Genomic DNA, 17,869 nt, shown 5'->3' on the forward strand with positions numbered 1-17,869 from the left:
TTCCCCCACCAGCCCCACTATTTCACTCTGGTCTATATGGAATGACACGCCGTCCGTGGCTTTGACCAGGCCGTATTCCGTCTTAAAGTAGGTCTTCAGGTTTTCTACATCCAATACGCTTGCCATATTACCATCCTAAAATTTAATGGCGCGTAACGCTTATATCACGCCTCTTAGTTTCGGATCTACGGCGTCCCTGATACCATCGCCGACCATGTTGAAACCGAACACGAGTAACATGATGGCTACGCCGGGTGCCAGGGAAAGCAGCGGGTTATTCAGCAGGAAGCGCTGGCCGTCCATGACCATGCCGCCCCAGGAAGGCGCGGGCGCCGGCACGCCGATGCCGAGGAAGCTCAAGCCGGCTTCACCCAGCACCACGCCGCCGATACCCATCGTCAGCCCGACCATCAGGGGAGGGAAGGCGTTGGGGAAAATCTGGCTCATCATGATACGCCAGTTGCTCATGCCTAAAGCCTGCCCGGCCAGGACATAGTCGTTCTGTTTGACGCTCAGCGCCTGGCCGCACATCATACGGCACATACCGGCGATGCCGCCGAAGCCGAGCGCAAAGATGACGACCAGTGTGCCGCCGCCTACCAGACCGGCGATAAGCAGCACCAGAATAATACTCGGCAAGGCCATTAACGCGTCCGTTATCCTCATGATAACCGCGAAAACCCAGCCGCCGAAGTAGGCCGCCGTCAGTCCCATCAACATGCCGATGAAGGCTGAGGCAAAGACCGCGGAAAAGCCGATCAGCAGTGATATCCTGGTCCCGTAGATAATGCGGCTGAGGATGTCCCGGCCGTTCTGGTCGGTGCCCAGCAGGTGTGAGGCGGAAGGGCCTTCCAGTTTGTGCGGTAAATCGTTCTTGATAGGGTCGTAAGGGGCCAATAGCGGGGCAAATATGGCGGTGATGATGATGATTACCACGATAATGAACCCTATCAGGTAGAGTTTGCGGCCGAAAAACACCCGGGACATTCTGTGCCACTCGCTGTGGCGAGGGGGCAGCGTATCTCCTCCGCCCGCATCAAGGGCCGGGGAGTTGACTACTGTTTTATCCGCCATCTTTATCTCCTCAAGATAATCTTATCCTGGGGTCCAGCCAACCCCAGGCAATATCCACAACCAAATTGGAAAAAATAGTGATCGCGCCGAAGATAAGTGCCCCTGCCTGGACAATCTGGTAGTCATAGTCGAAAATAGCCGTGGTCATCAGCCGTCCCATGCCGGGAATGCTGAACACCGTCTCGATAAACACGGAGCCGCCCATGATCGCGGCCAGCGTGCCGCCCAGGGCGGTTATCACCGGAATCATGGCGTTCTTGATTTGATGCCTGATTAAAATCACCCGCTCGCCCAGGCCTTTGGCCCAGGCGGTGCGCACGTAGTCCGTCCTCATGACCTCGAGCATGCAGGAGCGCACCAGACGCGCCATGCCGGCGATGCTGCCCACCGCCACGGCCGCGATGGGCATTATCAGGTGCCTGGTGCTGTCCCAGAAGTTATCGAGCGGACTGACCCACCCGAAGATAGGCAGCCAGCCCAGCTTATAGCCAAAAAGCCATATCATGAGGATGCCGAGCCAGAAAGTGGGCACCGTCATCCCTATGTTGGAAATGGTGGTGAGGGTATTATCTATCCACGTACCCCTCCTGATGGCGCAATAAATGCCGACAGCTATACCCCCGAAAGTGCCGATAAAAAAGAGAATGATACCTATATACATCGTGCGGGGAAGGGCATCTTTGATAAGCAGGCCGATATCCTGCTTCACCCCGATGGATTTACCCAGGTCCCCATGGAGAATATCGCCCAGCCAATCAACATATTGAACGTAAATAGGCCGGTCAAGCCCGTATTCGTGCATCAGCCTGTCATGTTCTTCAGGCCCCATGCGGTTCTGGGAGCCGCCCATGTTGAAATTGCCCATGTAAACCATCAGGGGGTCGCCGGGGAGCAAACGGACAAGGAGGAAAACCATCATGGTGACGATGAGGAGAATAATGATACCGATGAATATGCGGCGAATAATATAAGTCGTCATGCTTGCTCTCCCTTAGGTATTGTCAATAACGTTTGTACGAATACGATATTCGGATACCAAAACGCCTGGCTGTCAGTTACCACCGCAAGTATTATAAAATCCGGGTTATGTACACCTGTACCTCAGGATAATTATAATTAAACTGCATGTTCCGGGAGTAACAAGTCGGTGTAAGCACCGCGCCTTTTCAGGTTTAGTTATTGTTTAAGATGGACCTCCGAGTGAGTCAAGTATGAGTTTTGCGGAGAGTTTAGCATGATTTATTGAGGATGTCAATTTTTTTCTGCTAGTAGTAAATCAGGCACGAAATTGACGTTTTTAACAGTGAATAAGGTAAATTATCTCCGGAGTATAATATATTAATTTGGGGAGAATCAGCCGGCGGCGCGGCATATGGGCTTTTGATATTATTCACGGTTGACAATTAGCCGGGTCTGTTCCTAAAATAGCGCAAAGAACGGACACGGGAGCGTTGTAAGAAAATCATCAGCCGGGAGGATAAAAATGGCAGCGGCAGCTAATAAAACGGCGGAGCAGGTACTGAAACATCACGAGCAGGCTTTGCTGGCCCGCGACCTCCGCGGGATTGTGGAGGACTATACCGGTGATTCGGTCTTCCTGACCGCCAACGGCGCGTTCAGGGGAACGGAAAGCATTAAACAAGCCTACCGGGCGGTCCTGGCGACATTAACGCCGGAGGTGCTGGGCAATATGAAGGTTATCAAGCAGGAGGTCAGCGGCGAATACGTTTTGCTGATATGGTCGGCGCCGCCGCAGGTCAGCTTCGGCACGGACAGCTTTCATATCAGGGACGGGAAAATCATGATGCAGTCCGTAGCCACCCGGTAAAATCCCCGAAGCTAATACTCAAGCGTATGTACGGCGGCTGTACGTGAAGGCACAGGCGCGCTGTCAATTATGTAAAAAGAAAGAGAGGGGATTTCACCCCCTCTCCTTTTCCCCAACTAATAACTATTTGCCCTTTATTTCCTCCCGGGGCAGGGGGGCCGGCGGCAAAAGCGGCAGCCCGCCCGCCACGTAAAGCGCCTGGCCGGTGATATAGGAGGAAAGCTCGGAAGCCAGGAATAAAGCCGCCCCGGCGATGTCCTCCGGCGTGCCGATGCGCTGGAGGGGCGTTTTCCTGCCCATCATCGTGTAGACCATTTCCTGCTGTTCTTTGGGCATCGCGCCGATGGTGGAATCGTAAAAATTGGTCCTGATAGGCCCGGGCAGGATGCAGTTGACGTTAATGTTAAAGGGCGCCAGCGCGTTGGCGAGGTCGGTGGTAAAGCTGATGACCGCCCCCTTGGCGGTGTTGTAGTTGATTTCATGCGCCGGCGGCTGCACGGCGCCGATGGAAGAAAGCCCGATAATTTTGCCGTACCGGGACTTTTTCATGTAGGGCACCACGTACTTGCAGAACAGGAAATGGCTTTTCAGGTTGAGCGCCATCACCCGGTCCCACGTTTCCTCTTCCATGTCCTCGATGGGAATGTGCCTGGCGATGGCCCCGGCGTTATTGATGAGAATATCTATTTTTTTAAATTCCCTGGCGACCTGCGCCACCGTAGCGGCTACCTCTTTGCCGCTGGTGACATCGCACTTAATGGCCAGGGCTTTACCGCCCTTCTTTTTATTGATAGCGGCGGCGGCCTCTTCCGCTTCTTTAATGGCGATATCCGCGATGGCGACGGCGCAGCCTTCCTCCGCGAACTTTTCCGCCATGCCCCGCCCCATCCCTTTAGCGCCCCCGGTAATGATGGCCACCTTATCTTTAAGCAGCATGTTAAGCCTCCTTTTTTTTGATAGTAAACAGTTGACAGTTAACAGTTATTAGTTGTCTCCACCCCTTTTCCCCCAACTGAAAACTACAGACTGTAGACTGTGAACTTCTTTACTAGTCCGGCGTATTGCCTACCCGGGAGTATTTGCCCGTTACCGCTATATCTATAAAAAGCACCGGCTTGTTGACCGTTTTGAAAATCAGCGGCCCGTGGTAAAGCCCGGCGGCCACGTATACGGAGGTCGGCTTATCTATGATATGGACTTCCCCTTTTTCCGCGGTCTCTCCCACCGTCATCTCAATCACCGCATCAAAGTCACGCGGGTCCTTGGGGTTGGCGGAGTAAAAGTTGAGGTACTGCGGGAACTCGTGCTTGTGGGGCTGGGAAATCATCTGGTGGGGGGCGTTAACGTAAATACAGTCGATGGAAAGGTGCCCTCCGCCGAACTTGTCCGCCAGGTGGCGCGTGCTGGTCACGAAAGCCCCGGACTTGCCCTCCACCTCCTTGACTACCTCCGCGGAAAAGTTTTTATCATACTTGTTTTTAGCCATATTTCTCCTTTTTTACCACTCGCGCTTCATTTTCTTGGCGAGCTTTAATACTCTTTCCGGGCTCTTATAATTCTGGTCGATGAAAAGCAGGTTATCGCGCTCTGCATCGGAAACCAGCTCCTGGTAGGACTGTTCCGTGTGGGCGGGGCACTGCTCGACGGTGACCATGAGGAAAGGCCGGGTAACGCTGCGGATTATCCACGGCCCGTGAATAAAGTCCGCGGGGAGATAGACCGCGTCGGACGTGGTGATAATGTGCTTTTCCATCTCCGGCCCCAGGCAGAACTCCACCTCGCCGCCCAGGTCCAGCGGGTTATCCGGGTCGGTTCCCAGGTGCATCACCACTTCCGGGTACTTGTGCTTGTGGGGGCCGTGCCCCATTTGCTCCCAGGAGCTGACGCCGGGGAGTCCCTCGGGCACTTTGGGCACCCAGTGGACGTAATACTGGTGGCTCTGGAAATAGGCGTTGTCATTGACGGTATCATCGAAGTAGGCGACCACGGCGCCGGTGCCGGGCGGGTTCCAGGGGCGGGGGCCGGAGAGGATGTACTTATCATATTTGTTTCCTGACATTTTACGGCTCCTTCCAGTTATTGGTATGATTTTACTCTTATTACGACTATTCCCGCAAAGATTTTCCGGGGAGGGGTGGCTTTGCCTGTATTGCCGCTTTTGACGCGGCGGGGCCGGATTGCAAAAAAGGGCATCCATTGGTAAACTTAAGCAAACGCATTCTGGAGGGCTTATCATGGAAATCAGAGTCAATAAATACGGACCGGACCAGCTCAGCACCAAAGTCTTTTTCAGCGACGAGAGCGGTTTCGCCGTAGCTTCGGTAATAGTCATGGGCAAGAAGGACGCCGCCCTGATAGATACGCAGTGGAGCCTTTCCAACGGCCACCGCGTGGCGGCGGAGATACTGGAAACCGGCAAGAACCTGAAAACGATTTATATCACCCACGCCCACCCGGACCACTACTTCGGGTTGGGGCCAATCGCGGAGGCGTTCCCTCAAGCTAAAGTGGTGGCCCTGCCGGCGGTGGCCAATACCATCAACAAGCAGATGTTCGGCAAAATAGACCACTGGCGCAACATCATCGGGCCGACCAACGTCCCCACCAAGGCGGTCAATATCGAGCCGCTGGCCCATAACTACTTCGAGCTGGAGGGGCAGCGTATCGAGATACTGCCGGAAATCATGGGCGACCTGCGGTACAACACGGTGGTCTGGATTCCCTCCATCAAGACCCTCTACGGCAGCGACGTGCTTTTCAACCAGGCGCACCCCTTTACCTGTGAGATTACCGCCGACGAGCGCAAGCAGTGGGTGAGGGACATAGGGCGACTGGAAAAAATGGGGGCGGAAGTAGTGATTCCCGGCCACCAGAAGCCGGGGATGCCCTTCGATAGCTCGTCGTTCGGCTTTACCAGGGATTACCTCATCGCCACCGAAGAAGAGCTGGCGCAAACGAAGACCACCGGCGATTTCTTTTACGCCATGGCCATGCGCTACCCGGACGCCAACCTGCTTTTCCTGAGCAACGAGATGAACTCCGCCGTATTCAAGGGCAACCGCGACTGGAACTGGCGGGACGAGTAGGGGGTAAGAACGAAATCCCTCACTAACTCTCCCTTTACGAAAGGGAGAGGATGGTTGTGTATACCTCCCGAGTCTTTGCTTGAGCCCTATCTTTCCCCCTTTCGTAAAGTCGCAGATTCCGTATGAACGCAGTGAATCGGAAGGGGATTAAGGGGGTTTTCAGGTACGGATTCTCACGACTGCGTGCCGTAACGCACTTTTTGGCGTGCAGGCATGGTCGCTGCGCTCCCTCATAATGGGCATATATGCCTGCAATGACATCCCCTTTTCCCAACCCCTGGATTCTCCCGATGGAATCGGGAGAATGACAACGGAACTTTACTCATAGTCCGCCATGCGGGCGGGCCAGCCTGCCCCCTGGTCGGCCTGGAGGGCGAGCTTAGCGTAGATAGTCAGCAGGCCGGTAACATGGGACTGTGACGGCGCTTTCCACTGCGCTTTGCGCTGCTTCAGCTCCGCTTCGGATACCTCCAGCTCCAGCTTGCGCGCCGGGATATCCAGGTTGATGCGGTCGCCGTCTTTCACCAGCGCCAGCGGGCCGCCCACCTGCGCTTCCGGGCAGACGTGGCCGATGGACAAATAGCCCTGGGTAAAGCCGGAAAAACGCCCGTCCGAGATGATGATAACGTCCTGGATATTTTTCGCCTTGAGGCCGGAAAGCGCCCCCAGGCATTCGGTAAAGGCCGGGCCGCCCCGCGGCCCCTGGTAGCGCACCACTAAAGCGTCGCCGGGGCCTACCTTGCCCGCCTGCGTGCCCGCGGCCGCGTCTTCAAGGGAGTCGAACACCCTGGCGGTATAGACCCGCTTGAGCAGGTCCTTGTTGGTGACCACGGTGTGGCGGACGACGGCGCCGCGCGGGGCCAGGTTGCCCTTCAGCACGGCGATAGCGCCCTCCGGCCAGACGGGGTTGTCCAGGGACTTGATTACCTCCGTATCCTCGCAGGTAACGTCCTCCAGGTTTTCCCCCACCGTTTTGCCGGTGACGGTCATGCAGGACGTGTCCAGGAATTGCTCGATGCGCTTCATCACCATGGGCGTGCCGCCGATTTTATGATAATCATAGAGCACATAGGGGCCGGAAGGGGCCACATCGCTCAGGGCGGGGACCTTGCGGGAGACCTCATCCCAGTCGTCCAGGGTGAGGGGGATTTGCGCCTCGTGGGCGTAGGCCTGGATATGCGCCACGGAGTTGGTGCCGCCGCAGGTGGCCATGTCCACGGCGATGGCGTTGCGCAGCGAGCTCTTGGTGATGATATCCCGCGGGCGGATGTTGCTCTTGACCAGCTCGACGATTTTTTCGCCGGTCTCCTTGGCCTGCCAGATTTTCTCGGCGGAGACGCCGGGGGAGGTGGCGGTGCCCGGCAGGGCGATGCCCATCCCCTCGGTCAGGACGGCCATGGTGTTGCCGGTGGTCATCTCGTTGCAGGCGCCGGCGCCGGTGGCGCAGCAGGAGGTAACTTCCTGCATGATGGCCTCGATATCGGCGGCGGACTTATCCGCCGCTTTCTTTTGCACGATGGTCTGGCCCCGGACGAAGCCCAGCCGCTTCCCTTCGTAGTCCGACGGCATCATCTGCCCCCCGCCGATGAAGATGAAGGGCCGGTTCAGGCGCAGCGCGGCCAGGATAAGGCCGGGGATTATCTTGTCACAGGTGCCGATGCCCACCCAGCCGTCGCACCAGCTGATATACAGGGAGGACTCGGCGCCGGCCAGCACGGCCTCGCGCTGGGGGAGGTCGTAAAGCATATCGCTTTCCAGCTTGTGAGGGACGGAGCAGAGGCCGGGGACATCTATCTCAAAGGGCATGCCGCCGGCCATGCGGATGCCGGCTTTAACCCCGTCCGCCACCGCCCGCAGGTGCACGTGCCCGGGCGATTGCTCGCTCCAGGAGTTGATCACGGCGATGCGGGGCAGGGTCAGCTCCTTGGCGGTAAAGCCGATGGCTTTGAAGATGGCGTGGTGACCATATTTCCTCATGTTGAAACGGGGTGGGGTTGTCATGTTATGCCTCCCTGGACCAGATTTTTATTTTGTAAACCCATTCTAGCAAGTCAGGGGGGCGGGGGCAAGCAAAAGCCGTATATTGACACTATCCGTCCGGGCGTGCTATCTTTCAAATAGTTGAGTCAAATGGTCGGCAATAGCGCCGGCAGAGGTAAACTATGAAACTTTCCACCAGGACGCGCTACGGCACGCGGGCGCTTTTGGAGCTGGCTTTACACCGGGAGGGGGGGCTCGTTTCCCTTAAAGACGTCGCCGGGAAACAGAATATCTCGCTGTCCTACCTGGAGCACCTGGTCACGCCGCTGATATCCGGCGGCATCATCCGCAGCGTCAAGGGGCCGAAGGGCGGCATCGCCCTGGTGAAAAAGCCCGCCGATATAAAGATGATAGACGTGACGCGGCTGCTGGAAGGCTCGCTGGCGCCGGTGGAATGCGTCGACCACCCGGAGGTGTGCGACCGCTCCGGCAAATGCGTCACCCGCGATGTCTGGAGCGAGGTCAAGACGGCCATGGATAAAGTCCTGGAAAACACCACTCTGGCCGACCTGGCGGCCCGGCAGCAGAAGAAAGACAAACAGCCGGCTTGAAACCGGAAGACGCCATAGGCTAAAATATAAAAAACTGAATATTGCCACTAGGGGAGCTGGAAGGCTGAGAGTTCCCCCCGATACAATCGGGGGGGGCAGACCCTTTGAACCTGAACTCGGTAATGCGAGCGTAGGGAAGTGAACACGAGACCGGAAGCAGGCTCCCTTTTAGCTTCCGGTTTATTATTTTAAGGAGGGACCATCATGACGGACATGCCGGAAATCGGCAAAATATCCCCGGCCATTTTCAGCGAGCTTATTTTCCCGCGGCTGGGGGCGAAGAGCGAACATATCCTGGTGGGGCCGCAGCACGGCGTGGACGTGGGCATCGTGGAAATCGGGGGGAAGGCGGTGTCTTTCACCACCGACCCCGTTTTTATCGTGCCGGAGTACGGCTGGGAAAGGGCGGCCTGGTTCGCCATCCATATTATAGCGTCGGACTCCGCTACCAGCGGGCTCAAGCCGAAGCTATTGAGCATCGACCTTAACCTGCCGATGGACATGACCAAACAGCAGCTGGAGACCACCTGGGAGGTAATCCACCGGGAGTGCGAGAAAATGGGCATCGCGGTGGTGACCGGGCACACCGCCCGCTACGAGAACTGCCATTACCCCATGGTGGGCGGGGCCACGCTGGTGGGCGTGGGGGAGATGGACGAATACGTCACGCCTAAATTCTGCCGGGCCGGGGATAAAATCATTATCACCAAGGGGCCGGCCATCGAAGCTACCGGCATCTTCGCCGCCATGTACCCCAAGGCTATAGAAAAGGAATACGGCGCCGCGCTGGCCAAAAAAGCGGAGAGCATTTTTTATAAGATGTCCGTGGTGGAGGACGCTTTGACGGCGGTGAGCGTGGGCGTGCGGGACAAAGGCGTCACCGCCATGCACGACGCCACCGAATGCGGGGTGTGGGGCGGCCTTTACGAGGTGGCGCAGGCCTCCGGCCTGGGGGCGAGGGTGGAAAAAGAAAAAATAGTGGTGGAAGAAGGCGTCACCGAGGTGTGTGAGATGTTCGGCATCGACCCTTACGCCTCCATCAGCGAGGGGTCGCTCATTATCGCCTGCAAGGCGCCCAAAGCGGACGAAATCGTCAAGGCGCTGGAAAGAAAGAGCATCAAGGCGTCCGTGGTAGGGGAGCTGACCGCGCCGGAAAAGGGCATGGTGCTGGTGGAAAAGGGCCGGGAAAAGAAGCTGGAACACCCCATCGTGGACCCGTTCTGGCGGGCGTTTTACGGGGCGGGGGAGAAGTACAAGGGGTAGTTTACAATAGACAGTTTACAGTTGACAGTGGACAGTTGGGGGAAGGGAGAAAGACCTTTCCCCCTTTTTTAGTAACGACATAGGTGTCATTCCAGCGAAGGCTGGAATCCAATACCGGAATTAGGAATAATTCAGTATTCTCTGATGGACTCCGGCCCCCGATTGCCATACGGGGCACGGCTGCGCCAGAATGACAAATCAGAGTGATTGTTGCGCTTCGTTTAAAATAACAGGCGCGCCGATGATAGAAAAAATCGGGGCGGATTATTCACTGCGTTCAGAATGACAGTTGGCGGGGGGAAAAGGGGCGGCGGCTTAAAGCAGTTCCTTGAAGGGGCGGAGCTGGGAAAAGTCTATTACACCGCTTTCCGCGATGTTTTCAATTAACACGCCGGCCTCCACGGCGGCGGCCACCGGGTTAAGGCCGCCTATCTGTATCACGCCGATGCGGTTGGGGGCCACGGCTATCTGGCAGAGGGGCTCGCTGGTATTGCCCAGGGCGTAAATGCCCCGCAGCCCCGCCTTTTTCATCTGCTCTTCTTTTTCCAAAACCAAGTCCCGGGCGGGGGCGGGGATGGTGCGGAAAGCGCCCAGTATTTTACCGCTGCCGGTGCGCGCCGCCTGTACCACGCTGGTCATTTTGGCCTGGATAAACTGCTCCGATGGGTCCATGGAGGTGCCGGCGTATTCCGTCAGCGCCACAAAGCGCCGGGGTTTCTCCGCCTTGATTTCCAGCACCCCGCCGAACCTGAACTCGGAGGGGACGCCGGCTTTAAGAAGCACGCCGTTGATGGACGCGCTGCACACGGTGGCCAACCCCACCTTGCCTTCCGGCACCACCACCGCGCCCAGCTTCTCCCCCTCTTCCGCCGTGGCCACCAGCTCGCTGGCGCAGATGCCGGCCTTGAAAACGTCCTTCATGGCCGCCAGAGCGTGCTTGAACTTGTCTTTGGCGATGATGGAGGTGTTGATAGCCAGCTGGCCGGTGCGGCTAACGGGGTCGAAGGTGGTGAGGAAAGCCATCAGCTCCAGCTTATCGCGCACCAGCCCCAATTGCTGCGGAATGAGGGCGTCCTTGACCTCCTGGCGGCCCAACGGCGTAAGGGTACGGCCGTCCCGCCCGCCGGGCTCGGTGAAGCCGCGCTCATCGGCGATTTTCAAATGATACCTGACACCGCGCTCGCTGAGGAAAACGCCTTCCTTGGCCAGGCGGCGGGCGATAGTTATCGAACCCAGCGGGTCGGAGGACTCGCTTAAAACTTTGAGGATGGCGATTAGTTTGTTTTCCGCGTCTGCGCCTACAGGCTGGTCCATAGCTGCTCCAGGTTACTTTTTGGTTATTATACCACTTATCAGTAAACAGTTGACAGTAAACAGTAAAAAGTTTGGAGAAAGGGGGAAAGACCAGCTTTAAGCCAGGATTCATGGTTTGCACGGTTATCCTCTCCCTTTGAAAAAGGGAGAGTTAGAGAGGGATTATCCCAATCTCACCGCTTTTTCCCCCGCCGGATTCCCGCCTGTGCGTTCTGCAGGCTCTCCTTCGACAAGTCCCGATTCCCTATGGTCATGCGGGACACCGGATGAGGTACGAATCGGTGCGGGATGGCGACAAAGTCGCTCACTCAGGATGAGCGGTTCAGAAGGAAAGGGTGAGAGGGAATGACGGATTGGCTTAGTCTTTCCTGAAGCGGTTGGTGATGGGGAGGCGGCGGTCCCGGCCGAAAGCGCGGGGGGTGATTTTCACGCCGGGCGGGGCCTGGCGGCGCTTGTATTCGCTGGTGTCAACCAGGCGGGCGGTAAGGCGGACGGCTTTTTCCGCGGCGCCGTCGGTCACAATCTGCTCGATGCTCTTGTCTTCCTCCACGTAAGCGGTCAGGATGGGGTCGAGGACGTCATAGGGCGGCAGGGAGTCCGTATCTTTCTGCTCCGGCCGCAGCTCGGCTGAGGGGGGTTTATTGATAACCGTATCCGGGATAATATCAAAACCAGCCTGCTTGTTGCGGTGCGTGACGAGCTGGTAGACCATCGTCTTGGGCACGTCCTTGATTACGGCGAATCCCCCCGCCATGTCCCCGTAAAGCGTGGAGTAGCCGGTGGCCATTTCACTCTTGTTGCCGGTGGTCAGCACCAGCCAGCCGAACTTGTTGGAAAGCCCCATCAGAAGGTCGCCGCGGATGCGCGCCTGCAAATTCTCTTCCGCGATGCCGGGCTCCGTCCCCTTGAACGGCTCGGCCAGGGTGCCCAGGAAAGCCTTGAACACATCCTCGATGGGGATGGTGAGCAGCTTGATGCCCAGGTTTTTAGCCAGCAGGGCGGCGTCTGAAAGAGAGCCGGCGGAGGAAAAGCGGGAGGGCATGGCCACGCCGATGACGTTGGACTTGTCCAGGGCGTCCGCGGCGATGGCGGCCACCAGGCTGGAGTCCACGCCGCCGGAAAGGCCGATGCACACCTTCTTGAAGCCGTTTTTGTGGATGTAATCATGCGTGCCGAGCACCAGCGCCTCGTATATCTCCGCGGGAAGGTCGGTAGTCTCCACGGTGCGGGGGGATAAGGGGGGCTTTACCGCGCTCAGGGGCGCGGCGCAGACCTGGATAATTTCATCCGGCTGCCAGCCCTGCTCCTGGCGGTGCAGATAGCCCTGCCGCCAGCGGGGGTCGTGGAGGCGGGTGCGGAACACGTTTTCGATATCGAGGTCGGCCAGGATAAGGTCCTCTTTAAACTGTTTGCCGCGGGCGATCAAGTGGCCCTTTTCGTCCAGGATGAGGCTGTTGCCGTCGAAGACCAGCTCGTCCTGGCCGCCGACCAGGTTATTGAAAGCGAAAATAGCCACGTTGTCCGCGGCGCGGGTGGCAATCATGCGTTCCCGGAAGCCGCTTTTGCCGAAGTGGTAAGGCGAGGCGCTGATATTGAGAATCACCTCGGCGCCGGAGTAGGCCTGCGCGGTGGCCGGGCCGGACTCGTACCAGATGTCCTCGCAGATATTGATGCCGATGTTGATGCCGGCGATATTATAGACCGGGGTCTCGTTGCCGGCGCGGAAGTAGCGGTTTTCATCGAAGACGCCGTAGTTGGGCAGGAACATCTTGTGGTAGGTGCCGATATGCTTGCCGTCATGGATGATGGCGGCGGCGTTATAGATATCCTGGTTGGCATCCACGAAGCCGACCACCAGGGTGATGCCGCCGGAGGCTTCGATAACCTTTTCCAGGGCGCGGAGGTTTTCCGCGATGAACTGGGGCTTGAAGAGGAGGTCTTCGGGCGGGTAGCCACAGACGGCGAGTTCCGGGAAGGTCAGGACATCCACGCCCGAAGATTTAGCTTCCTCTATTGTCTTGATGATTTTCCGCTGGTTGCCGGCAAAATCCCCCACCGTGGCGTTTATCTGCGCCATGCCGAGGCGAAGGCGTCTTGTGCCGGGCCAGCTGGTCATCTGTATTATAGCCTCCAGTTACATTATGGGCATGTATTTCTTAAGCTCGTATTCGGTAACCTGGGTGCGGTATTCGTCCCACTCTTTCTTCTTGTTCTCGATGAAAGATTTGAAGACGTGCTCGCCCAGGGCTTCGCGCACCAGCGTGCTGTTTTCCGTAAGCTGGATGGCTTCCGCCAGGCTGCCGGGCAGCATGCCGATGTTGCGTTCTTTGCGCTCTTCCGCGCTCATCTCGTACACGTTTTCCTCGATAGGCGCCGGCGGGGTCATGTTGTTCTTGATGCCGTCCAGGCCGGCGGCCAGCATCACGCTGAAGCACAGATAGGGGTTGCAGGCCGGGTCCGGCGACCTGAACTCGATGCGGGTGGCTTTTTCACGGCCGGGGCGGTATTCCGGCACGCGCACCAGGTCCGACCGGTTGCGGCGCGCCCAGGATAGATAGACGGGGGCTTCATAGCCCGGCACCAGCCGCTTGTAGGAGTTGACCCACTGGTTGCAGAGGGCGGTGATTTCCGGGCCGTACTTGAGCAGCCCGGCGATGTAGCTCCGCGCTTCTTTGGAAAGGTGATAGGAGTCCTTGGTATCGAAGAATGAATTGCGTTCGCCCCTGAACAGGGACTGGTGGACGTGCATGCCGCTGCCGTTGATGCCGAATACCGGCTTGGGCATGAAGGTGGCGTAAACGCCGTTTTTCAGGGCTACCTCTTTGACCACCAGGCGGTAGGTCATGACGCTGTCCGCCATGGTGAGAGCGTCCGTGTAGCGCATATCTATTTCGTGCTGGCTATCGGCTACCTCATGGTGGGAGTACTCCACGCCGATGCCCATTTTTTCCAGCTGGATAACGGTATCCCGCCGCAGCTCGATGGCGGCGTCATGGGTGGTAAGGTCGAAATAGCCGCCCTGGTCGAGAAACTCGGTGCCGTTGCCGTTCTTGAAATAAAAGTATTCCAGCTCCGGCCCTACATAGAAGGTGTAGCCCAGGTCGGCGGCTTTCTTCAGGTTCTTCTTCAGCACGAAGCGGGGGTCGCCTTCAAAGGGCTCGCCGCCCGGCTTCAAAACATCGCAGAACATGCGGGCGGTGGCGCGGTGCTCCGGCGGGTTCCAGGGCAGCAGCTGCCAGGTATCGGCGTCGGGCATGGCGACCATGTCGCTCTCGTCGATGCGGGCGAATCCTTCAATGGAAGAGCCGTCGAAACCCATGCCTTCTTCCATCGCGCCTTCCAGCTCTTCTACGGTGATGGCGAAGCTCTTGAGAATGCCGAGAATATCCGTAAACCACAGCCAGATAAACTTGACATCGTGTTCCTTGGCCATCTTCAGGATGTATGCCGTAGCCTCTTCTTTACTTCTTTTTGCCATTAATGCCTCCTCTTATACTGTTATTTTAGACTTTATTTGCTGTTTTGTCACCAGCGGTGACGTGGTTTCTATTATTTACCGGGCGGCAGATGGATGATTATATGGCTGCCTCGTTCCGGTCCCCGGTGCGCACGCGCACCACCGTTTCCACCGGCAGGACGAATATCTTGCCGTCCCCGGTCTCCCCGGTGCGGGCCGCCCGGACGATGGCGTCTATCGCCACCGATACATCCTCGTCCAGCACCACCAGCTCTATCTTGAGCTTGGGCAGCAGGTCCACGCGGTACTCGCCCACGCGCCACTGTAAAGGAATCCCTTTCTGCTTGCCGCGGCCGCTGACCTCGGAGACGGTCATGCCGAAGTAGCTGTTCTTTTCCAGGGCTTTTTTCACCGCATCCAGTTTTTCTTCACGGATAATCGCTTCTATTTTTTTCATTTCAGAAAGCCTCCGTAAGCTCTTTCACCGTGTTGTGAGATGTCCAGGCCGACCGTTTCCTCGGATTGATTGACGCGCAGCCCCATCACCTTGTCCACGATTTTGCCCAGGACCAGAGTGCCGACGAACGCATAGCCGCCGACCGTTACCACCCCCACCAGCTGTTTGACGAACTGCATGGCGTTGCCCAGGAACAGCCCGTCCGCCCCCGCGGAGTTGACCGAGGCGGTGGCGAACAGCCCGGTGGCTAAAGCCCCCCAGATGCCGCCCAGCCCGTGGCAGGCGAAAACGTCCAGCGAATCGTCCATGCCGCGCTTTATCTTGAGGAAGACCATGCCGTAATAGGAGATGACCGCGGCAATCCCCCCGATAGCGATGCCCGCGATGGGTGTCACGAAGCCGGCGGCGGGGGTTATCGCCACCAGCCCCACTACAGCGCCGGTAACTGTGCCCAGCACCGTGGGGCGCTTATGTATCCAGCTGATAATCATCCAGACAAAGGCGGCCGCCGCGGCGGCGATATTGGTGGTCACGAAGGCGCTGGAAGCCAGCCCTCCGGACGTCAGGGCGCTGCCGGCGTTAAAGCCGAACCACCCGAACCATAACAGCCCCGCCCCCAGCACCACCATGGGTATGTTGTTGGGCTCCATGGGGTCCTGCGGGAAACCGCGCCGCCGTCCCAGCAGCAGCACCAGGGCCAGAGCGGAAACACCGGCGTTGATGTGCACCACCGTGCCTCCGGCGAAGTCCAGCACGCCGAGTTTGGCCAGCCAGCCGCCGCTGCCCCATACCCAGTGGGCGGTGGGCAGGTAGATGATGGTCAGCCACAGCGTGCCGAAAACCAGCAGCGAGCTGAATTTAATTCTTTCCACGACCGACCCGGTGAACAGGGCGACCGTGATGATGGCGAACATGGCCTGGAATATCATGAAGGCCAGGTGCGGGACGGTGGTGGCATACAGGGTCGAGGGCTCCTGCCCGACGTTATTCAGGCCGAGGAAGTTGAACCCCCCGATGATGCCGGCATGGTCGGTGCCGAAAGCCAGGCTGTAGCCGTAAAGTACCCAGAGCAAAGTCACCAGCCCCAGGCAGACAAAGCTCATCATTATGGTGGAGAGAACGTTTTTACGGCGCACCATACCGCCGTAGAACAGGGCCAGGCCGGGTGTCATCAGCATGACCAGCGCCGAGGACATTAAAAGCCAGGCAGTGTCGCCGCTGTTGATGGGCATTATTTCTTTACCTCCCGACTATCTTGATGCTAACAGTTTAGCCGGGAAATGTTACCTCCGAATTACAAGTATGTTACATTCAGGTTACGGCAAGGTCATTTGAGATGATTTTACCATTCTCGTATATATTAACGGCGCTATGTTACGAACATATTACATAAGGGGAAAAAGGGTGAGTTATTAGTCTTTAGTTACCGGCTATCAGTGGGAAAAGGGATTATGGCCGGCTGTTGAAAAATACCCCCTAAAGCGCTTTCGCCGCTTTCTCAATGCGTCGCATAAAAGTTGTCATTCCAGCACATTCACTTCGTTCAGTGTAAACTCCGGCTGGAATCCAGGGGTGGCGTGGAGTGGTTGAAACTACCCCCCTATAACGCATTGGCGGCTTTCTCAATACGGCCCAGCGCCTCGGTTAAAATGGCGCGCGGGCAGGCGATATTCATGCGCTGGAAGCCCGAACCCCCCGCCCCGAACATGACGCCGTCGTCCAGTCCCACTCTGGCCTGCTCTTTCATGAACCTGTCCAGGGAAGCGTCGTCCAGCCCCAGGGCGCGGCAGTCCAGCCAGAGCAGGTAGGTGCCCTGCGGCTTTACGGGGACGATTTTGGGGATTTTATCCTTGAAGTAGGCCAGGGTGAAATCCAGGTTGGCCTGGAGGTAGTCCAATAGCTGCGCCAGCCACTCGTCCCCGTGGCGGTAGGCGGCTTCCATGGCCGTCAGGCCGAAGAGGTTGGGGCTGTGCGCCATGCCGGAAGCGGCCTCGCTGAAGGCGGTGCGCAGCTTTTTATTGGGGATGATGATGGAAGACGCGCCCAGGCCGGCCAGGTTGAAGGTCTTGCTGGGCGCCATGCAGACGATGCTGTTCTGCGCGAACTCTTTGGACAGGGAGGCGAATGGCGTATGCGTGTAGCCCTTGAACAGCAGCTCGCAGTGAATCTCGTCGGAGATGACGGTGGCCCCGTGCCCGGTGACGATTTCCCCCAGCCTGATTAAGTCCTCTTTGCCCCACAGCCGCCCGATGGGGTTATGGGGATTACATAAAACCACCGCCCTGGCGCGACTGGCCGTGTGGCGCATGCCCTGGCCGCCGGCGAATTTTCGTTCCAGGTCGTCGAAGTCCATTTCATATTGCCCGTTGATAAACTTCAATTGGTTGGTGGCTATCTGGCAGCCGTTGCCTTTCACCGCCCCGAAAAAGGGATAGTAAACCGGCTCCTGGAGGACGATTTCATCGCCGGGGTGGGTGAGGGCTTTGACGGCGGCGTGGATGGCGGGGATAACGCCGGGGGTCAGCACAATCCAGTCCGGGTCGATGCGCCAGTTGAACTTCCGCTGCACCCGGTCTACGATAGCTTCCATCAGGCGGGGGCCGGCCATGGTATAGCCGTAAAACTCGTGGGCGGCGCGCTTTTGCAGCGCCTCGACGATAGACCGGGCGGCGGGAAAGTCCATGTCCGCCACCCACATGGGAATCACGTCATCGCTGCCGAAGAGCGTTTTCACCGCGTCCCACTTGGCGCAGTCCGTGTTTTGCCGGGAATGAACCTTATCGAAATCGTATTTCATAT

At 57.7% G+C, this 17,869-nt stretch carries 16 protein-coding genes and 1 riboswitch; of the genes, 4 read left to right on the forward strand and 12 right to left on the reverse strand.

Annotation, left to right across the window (positions count from 1 at the left end):
- Positions 1 to 159: 159 nt before the first annotated feature.
- Together WC370_02935 and WC370_02940 are read right to left on the reverse strand one after the other, a co-directional pair.
- Positions 160 to 1,074 (reverse strand): ABC transporter permease, encoded by a 915-nt coding sequence (locus WC370_02935; protein ID MFA5308425.1) that lies wholly within the window; start codon positions 1,072 to 1,074, stop codon positions 160 to 162.
- Between the two features lie 10 nt (positions 1,075 to 1,084).
- Positions 1,085 to 2,053 (reverse strand): ABC transporter permease, encoded by a 969-nt coding sequence (locus WC370_02940; protein ID MFA5308426.1) that lies wholly within the window; start codon positions 2,051 to 2,053, stop codon positions 1,085 to 1,087.
- Between the two features lie 504 nt (positions 2,054 to 2,557).
- On the opposite strand from WC370_02940, the gene WC370_02945 reads away from it, so the two are divergent.
- Complete coding sequence (locus WC370_02945) at positions 2,558 to 2,902, forward strand: nuclear transport factor 2 family protein (protein MFA5308427.1); 345 nt, start codon at positions 2,558 to 2,560, stop codon at positions 2,900 to 2,902.
- Between the two features lie 123 nt (positions 2,903 to 3,025).
- Here WC370_02945 and WC370_02950 read toward each other — a convergent pair whose 3' ends face one another.
- The 3 genes from WC370_02950 to WC370_02960 all read right to left on the reverse strand — a co-directional run bounded on the left by WC370_02950 (position 3,026) and on the right by WC370_02960 (position 4,961).
- The gene (locus WC370_02950) at positions 3,026 to 3,838 is read right to left on the reverse strand and encodes an SDR family NAD(P)-dependent oxidoreductase (protein ID MFA5308428.1); all 813 of its coding nucleotides are present in this window, start codon (positions 3,836 to 3,838) and stop codon (positions 3,026 to 3,028) included.
- A 112-nt stretch (positions 3,839 to 3,950) separates the two neighbouring features.
- A complete protein-coding gene (locus WC370_02955; GenBank protein ID MFA5308429.1) occupies positions 3,951 to 4,388 on the reverse strand; it encodes a hypothetical protein in 438 nt (145 codons plus the stop codon).
- A gap of 12 nt (positions 4,389 to 4,400) precedes the next feature.
- Entirely contained in the window at positions 4,401 to 4,961 is a 561-nt protein-coding gene (locus tag WC370_02960) for a hypothetical protein (GenBank protein ID MFA5308430.1), read from the reverse strand.
- Positions 4,962 to 5,136: 175 nt separating this feature from the next.
- Here WC370_02960 and WC370_02965 point away from each other — a divergent pair, with 175 nt between their 5' ends.
- Positions 5,137 to 5,988, forward strand: a complete 852-nt coding sequence (locus WC370_02965) for an MBL fold metallo-hydrolase (GenBank protein ID MFA5308431.1) — start codon at positions 5,137 to 5,139, stop codon at positions 5,986 to 5,988.
- Positions 5,989 to 6,306: 318 nt separating this feature from the next.
- Here the strand turns inward: WC370_02965 and ilvD are convergent, their stop codons facing one another.
- Entirely contained in the window at positions 6,307 to 7,989 is a 1,683-nt protein-coding gene (ilvD, locus tag WC370_02970; GenBank protein ID MFA5308432.1) for a dihydroxy-acid dehydratase, read from the reverse strand.
- A gap of 161 nt (positions 7,990 to 8,150) precedes the next feature.
- Between ilvD and WC370_02975 the strand changes: the two genes are divergently transcribed.
- Positions 8,151 to 8,579: an Rrf2 family transcriptional regulator gene (locus WC370_02975; protein ID MFA5308433.1), complete on the forward strand. Its 429-nt coding sequence runs from the start codon at positions 8,151 to 8,153 to the stop codon at positions 8,577 to 8,579.
- A gap of 39 nt (positions 8,580 to 8,618) precedes the next feature.
- Positions 8,619 to 8,733, forward strand: a riboswitch (TPP riboswitch).
- Between the two features lie 50 nt (positions 8,734 to 8,783).
- Positions 8,784 to 9,842, forward strand: coding sequence for an AIR synthase family protein (locus WC370_02980; protein MFA5308434.1), 1,059 nt, complete (start codon positions 8,784 to 8,786; stop codon positions 9,840 to 9,842).
- A 315-nt stretch (positions 9,843 to 10,157) separates the two neighbouring features.
- Here the strand turns inward: WC370_02980 and WC370_02985 are convergent, their stop codons facing one another.
- The 6 genes from WC370_02985 to WC370_03010 form a co-directional block, all read right to left on the reverse strand.
- Positions 10,158 to 11,156, reverse strand: a complete 999-nt coding sequence (locus WC370_02985) for an NrpR regulatory domain-containing protein (GenBank protein ID MFA5308435.1) — start codon at positions 11,154 to 11,156, stop codon at positions 10,158 to 10,160.
- Positions 11,157 to 11,514: 358 nt separating this feature from the next.
- Complete coding sequence (locus WC370_02990; protein MFA5308436.1) at positions 11,515 to 13,272, reverse strand: NAD+ synthase; 1,758 nt, start codon at positions 13,270 to 13,272, stop codon at positions 11,515 to 11,517.
- A gap of 18 nt (positions 13,273 to 13,290) precedes the next feature.
- Positions 13,291 to 14,634 carry a glutamine synthetase family protein gene (locus WC370_02995; GenBank protein MFA5308437.1) on the reverse strand — a complete coding sequence of 448 codons (1,344 nt, stop codon included), beginning with the start codon at positions 14,632 to 14,634 and terminating at the stop codon, positions 13,291 to 13,293.
- Positions 14,635 to 14,731: 97 nt separating this feature from the next.
- The gene (locus tag WC370_03000; protein ID MFA5308438.1) at positions 14,732 to 15,070 is read right to left on the reverse strand and encodes a P-II family nitrogen regulator; all 339 of its coding nucleotides are present in this window, start codon (positions 15,068 to 15,070) and stop codon (positions 14,732 to 14,734) included.
- Complete coding sequence (locus WC370_03005; protein ID MFA5308439.1) at positions 15,067 to 16,302, reverse strand: ammonium transporter; 1,236 nt, start codon at positions 16,300 to 16,302, stop codon at positions 15,067 to 15,069. Before WC370_03005 ends, WC370_03000 begins: the two co-directional genes overlap by 4 nt.
- A 368-nt stretch (positions 16,303 to 16,670) precedes the next feature.
- On the reverse strand, positions 16,671 to 17,867 hold the full coding sequence (locus WC370_03010; protein ID MFA5308440.1) for a MalY/PatB family protein: 1,197 nt from the start codon (positions 17,865 to 17,867) through the stop codon (positions 16,671 to 16,673).
- Positions 17,868 to 17,869: the final 2 nt, after the last annotated feature.

The organism is Dehalococcoidales bacterium, assembly GCA_041652735.1.
Classification (GTDB): domain Bacteria; phylum Chloroflexota; class Dehalococcoidia; order Dehalococcoidales; family RBG-16-60-22; genus RBG-13-51-18.

Bases quoted from the DNA above. Each gene is read 5' to 3' on its own strand.
- WC370_02935 (MFA5308425.1), bottom strand. From the start codon at position 1,074: ATGGCGGATAAAACAGTAGTCAACTCCCCGGCCCTTGATGCGGGCGGA.
- WC370_02940 (MFA5308426.1), bottom strand. From the start codon at position 2,053: ATGACGACTTATATTATTCGCCGCATATTCATCGGTATCATTATTCTC.
- WC370_02945 (MFA5308427.1), top strand. From the start codon at position 2,558: ATGGCAGCGGCAGCTAATAAAACGGCGGAGCAGGTACTGAAACATCAC.
- WC370_02950 (MFA5308428.1), bottom strand. From the start codon at position 3,838: ATGCTGCTTAAAGATAAGGTGGCCATCATTACCGGGGGCGCTAAAGGG.
- WC370_02955 (MFA5308429.1), bottom strand. From the start codon at position 4,388: ATGGCTAAAAACAAGTATGATAAAAACTTTTCCGCGGAGGTAGTCAAG.
- WC370_02960 (MFA5308430.1), bottom strand. From the start codon at position 4,961: ATGTCAGGAAACAAATATGATAAGTACATCCTCTCCGGCCCCCGCCCC.
- WC370_02965 (MFA5308431.1), top strand. From the start codon at position 5,137: ATGGAAATCAGAGTCAATAAATACGGACCGGACCAGCTCAGCACCAAA.
- ilvD (MFA5308432.1), bottom strand. From the start codon at position 7,989: ATGACAACCCCACCCCGTTTCAACATGAGGAAATATGGTCACCACGCC.
- WC370_02975 (MFA5308433.1), top strand. From the start codon at position 8,151: ATGAAACTTTCCACCAGGACGCGCTACGGCACGCGGGCGCTTTTGGAG.
- WC370_02980 (MFA5308434.1), top strand. From the start codon at position 8,784: ATGACGGACATGCCGGAAATCGGCAAAATATCCCCGGCCATTTTCAGC.
- WC370_02985 (MFA5308435.1), bottom strand. From the start codon at position 11,156: ATGGACCAGCCTGTAGGCGCAGACGCGGAAAACAAACTAATCGCCATC.
- WC370_02990 (MFA5308436.1), bottom strand. From the start codon at position 13,272: ATGACCAGCTGGCCCGGCACAAGACGCCTTCGCCTCGGCATGGCGCAG.
- WC370_02995 (MFA5308437.1), bottom strand. From the start codon at position 14,634: ATGGCAAAAAGAAGTAAAGAAGAGGCTACGGCATACATCCTGAAGATG.
- WC370_03000 (MFA5308438.1), bottom strand. From the start codon at position 15,070: ATGAAAAAAATAGAAGCGATTATCCGTGAAGAAAAACTGGATGCGGTG.
- WC370_03005 (MFA5308439.1), bottom strand. From the start codon at position 16,302: ATGCCCATCAACAGCGGCGACACTGCCTGGCTTTTAATGTCCTCGGCG.
- WC370_03010 (MFA5308440.1), bottom strand. From the start codon at position 17,867: ATGAAATACGATTTCGATAAGGTTCATTCCCGGCAAAACACGGACTGC.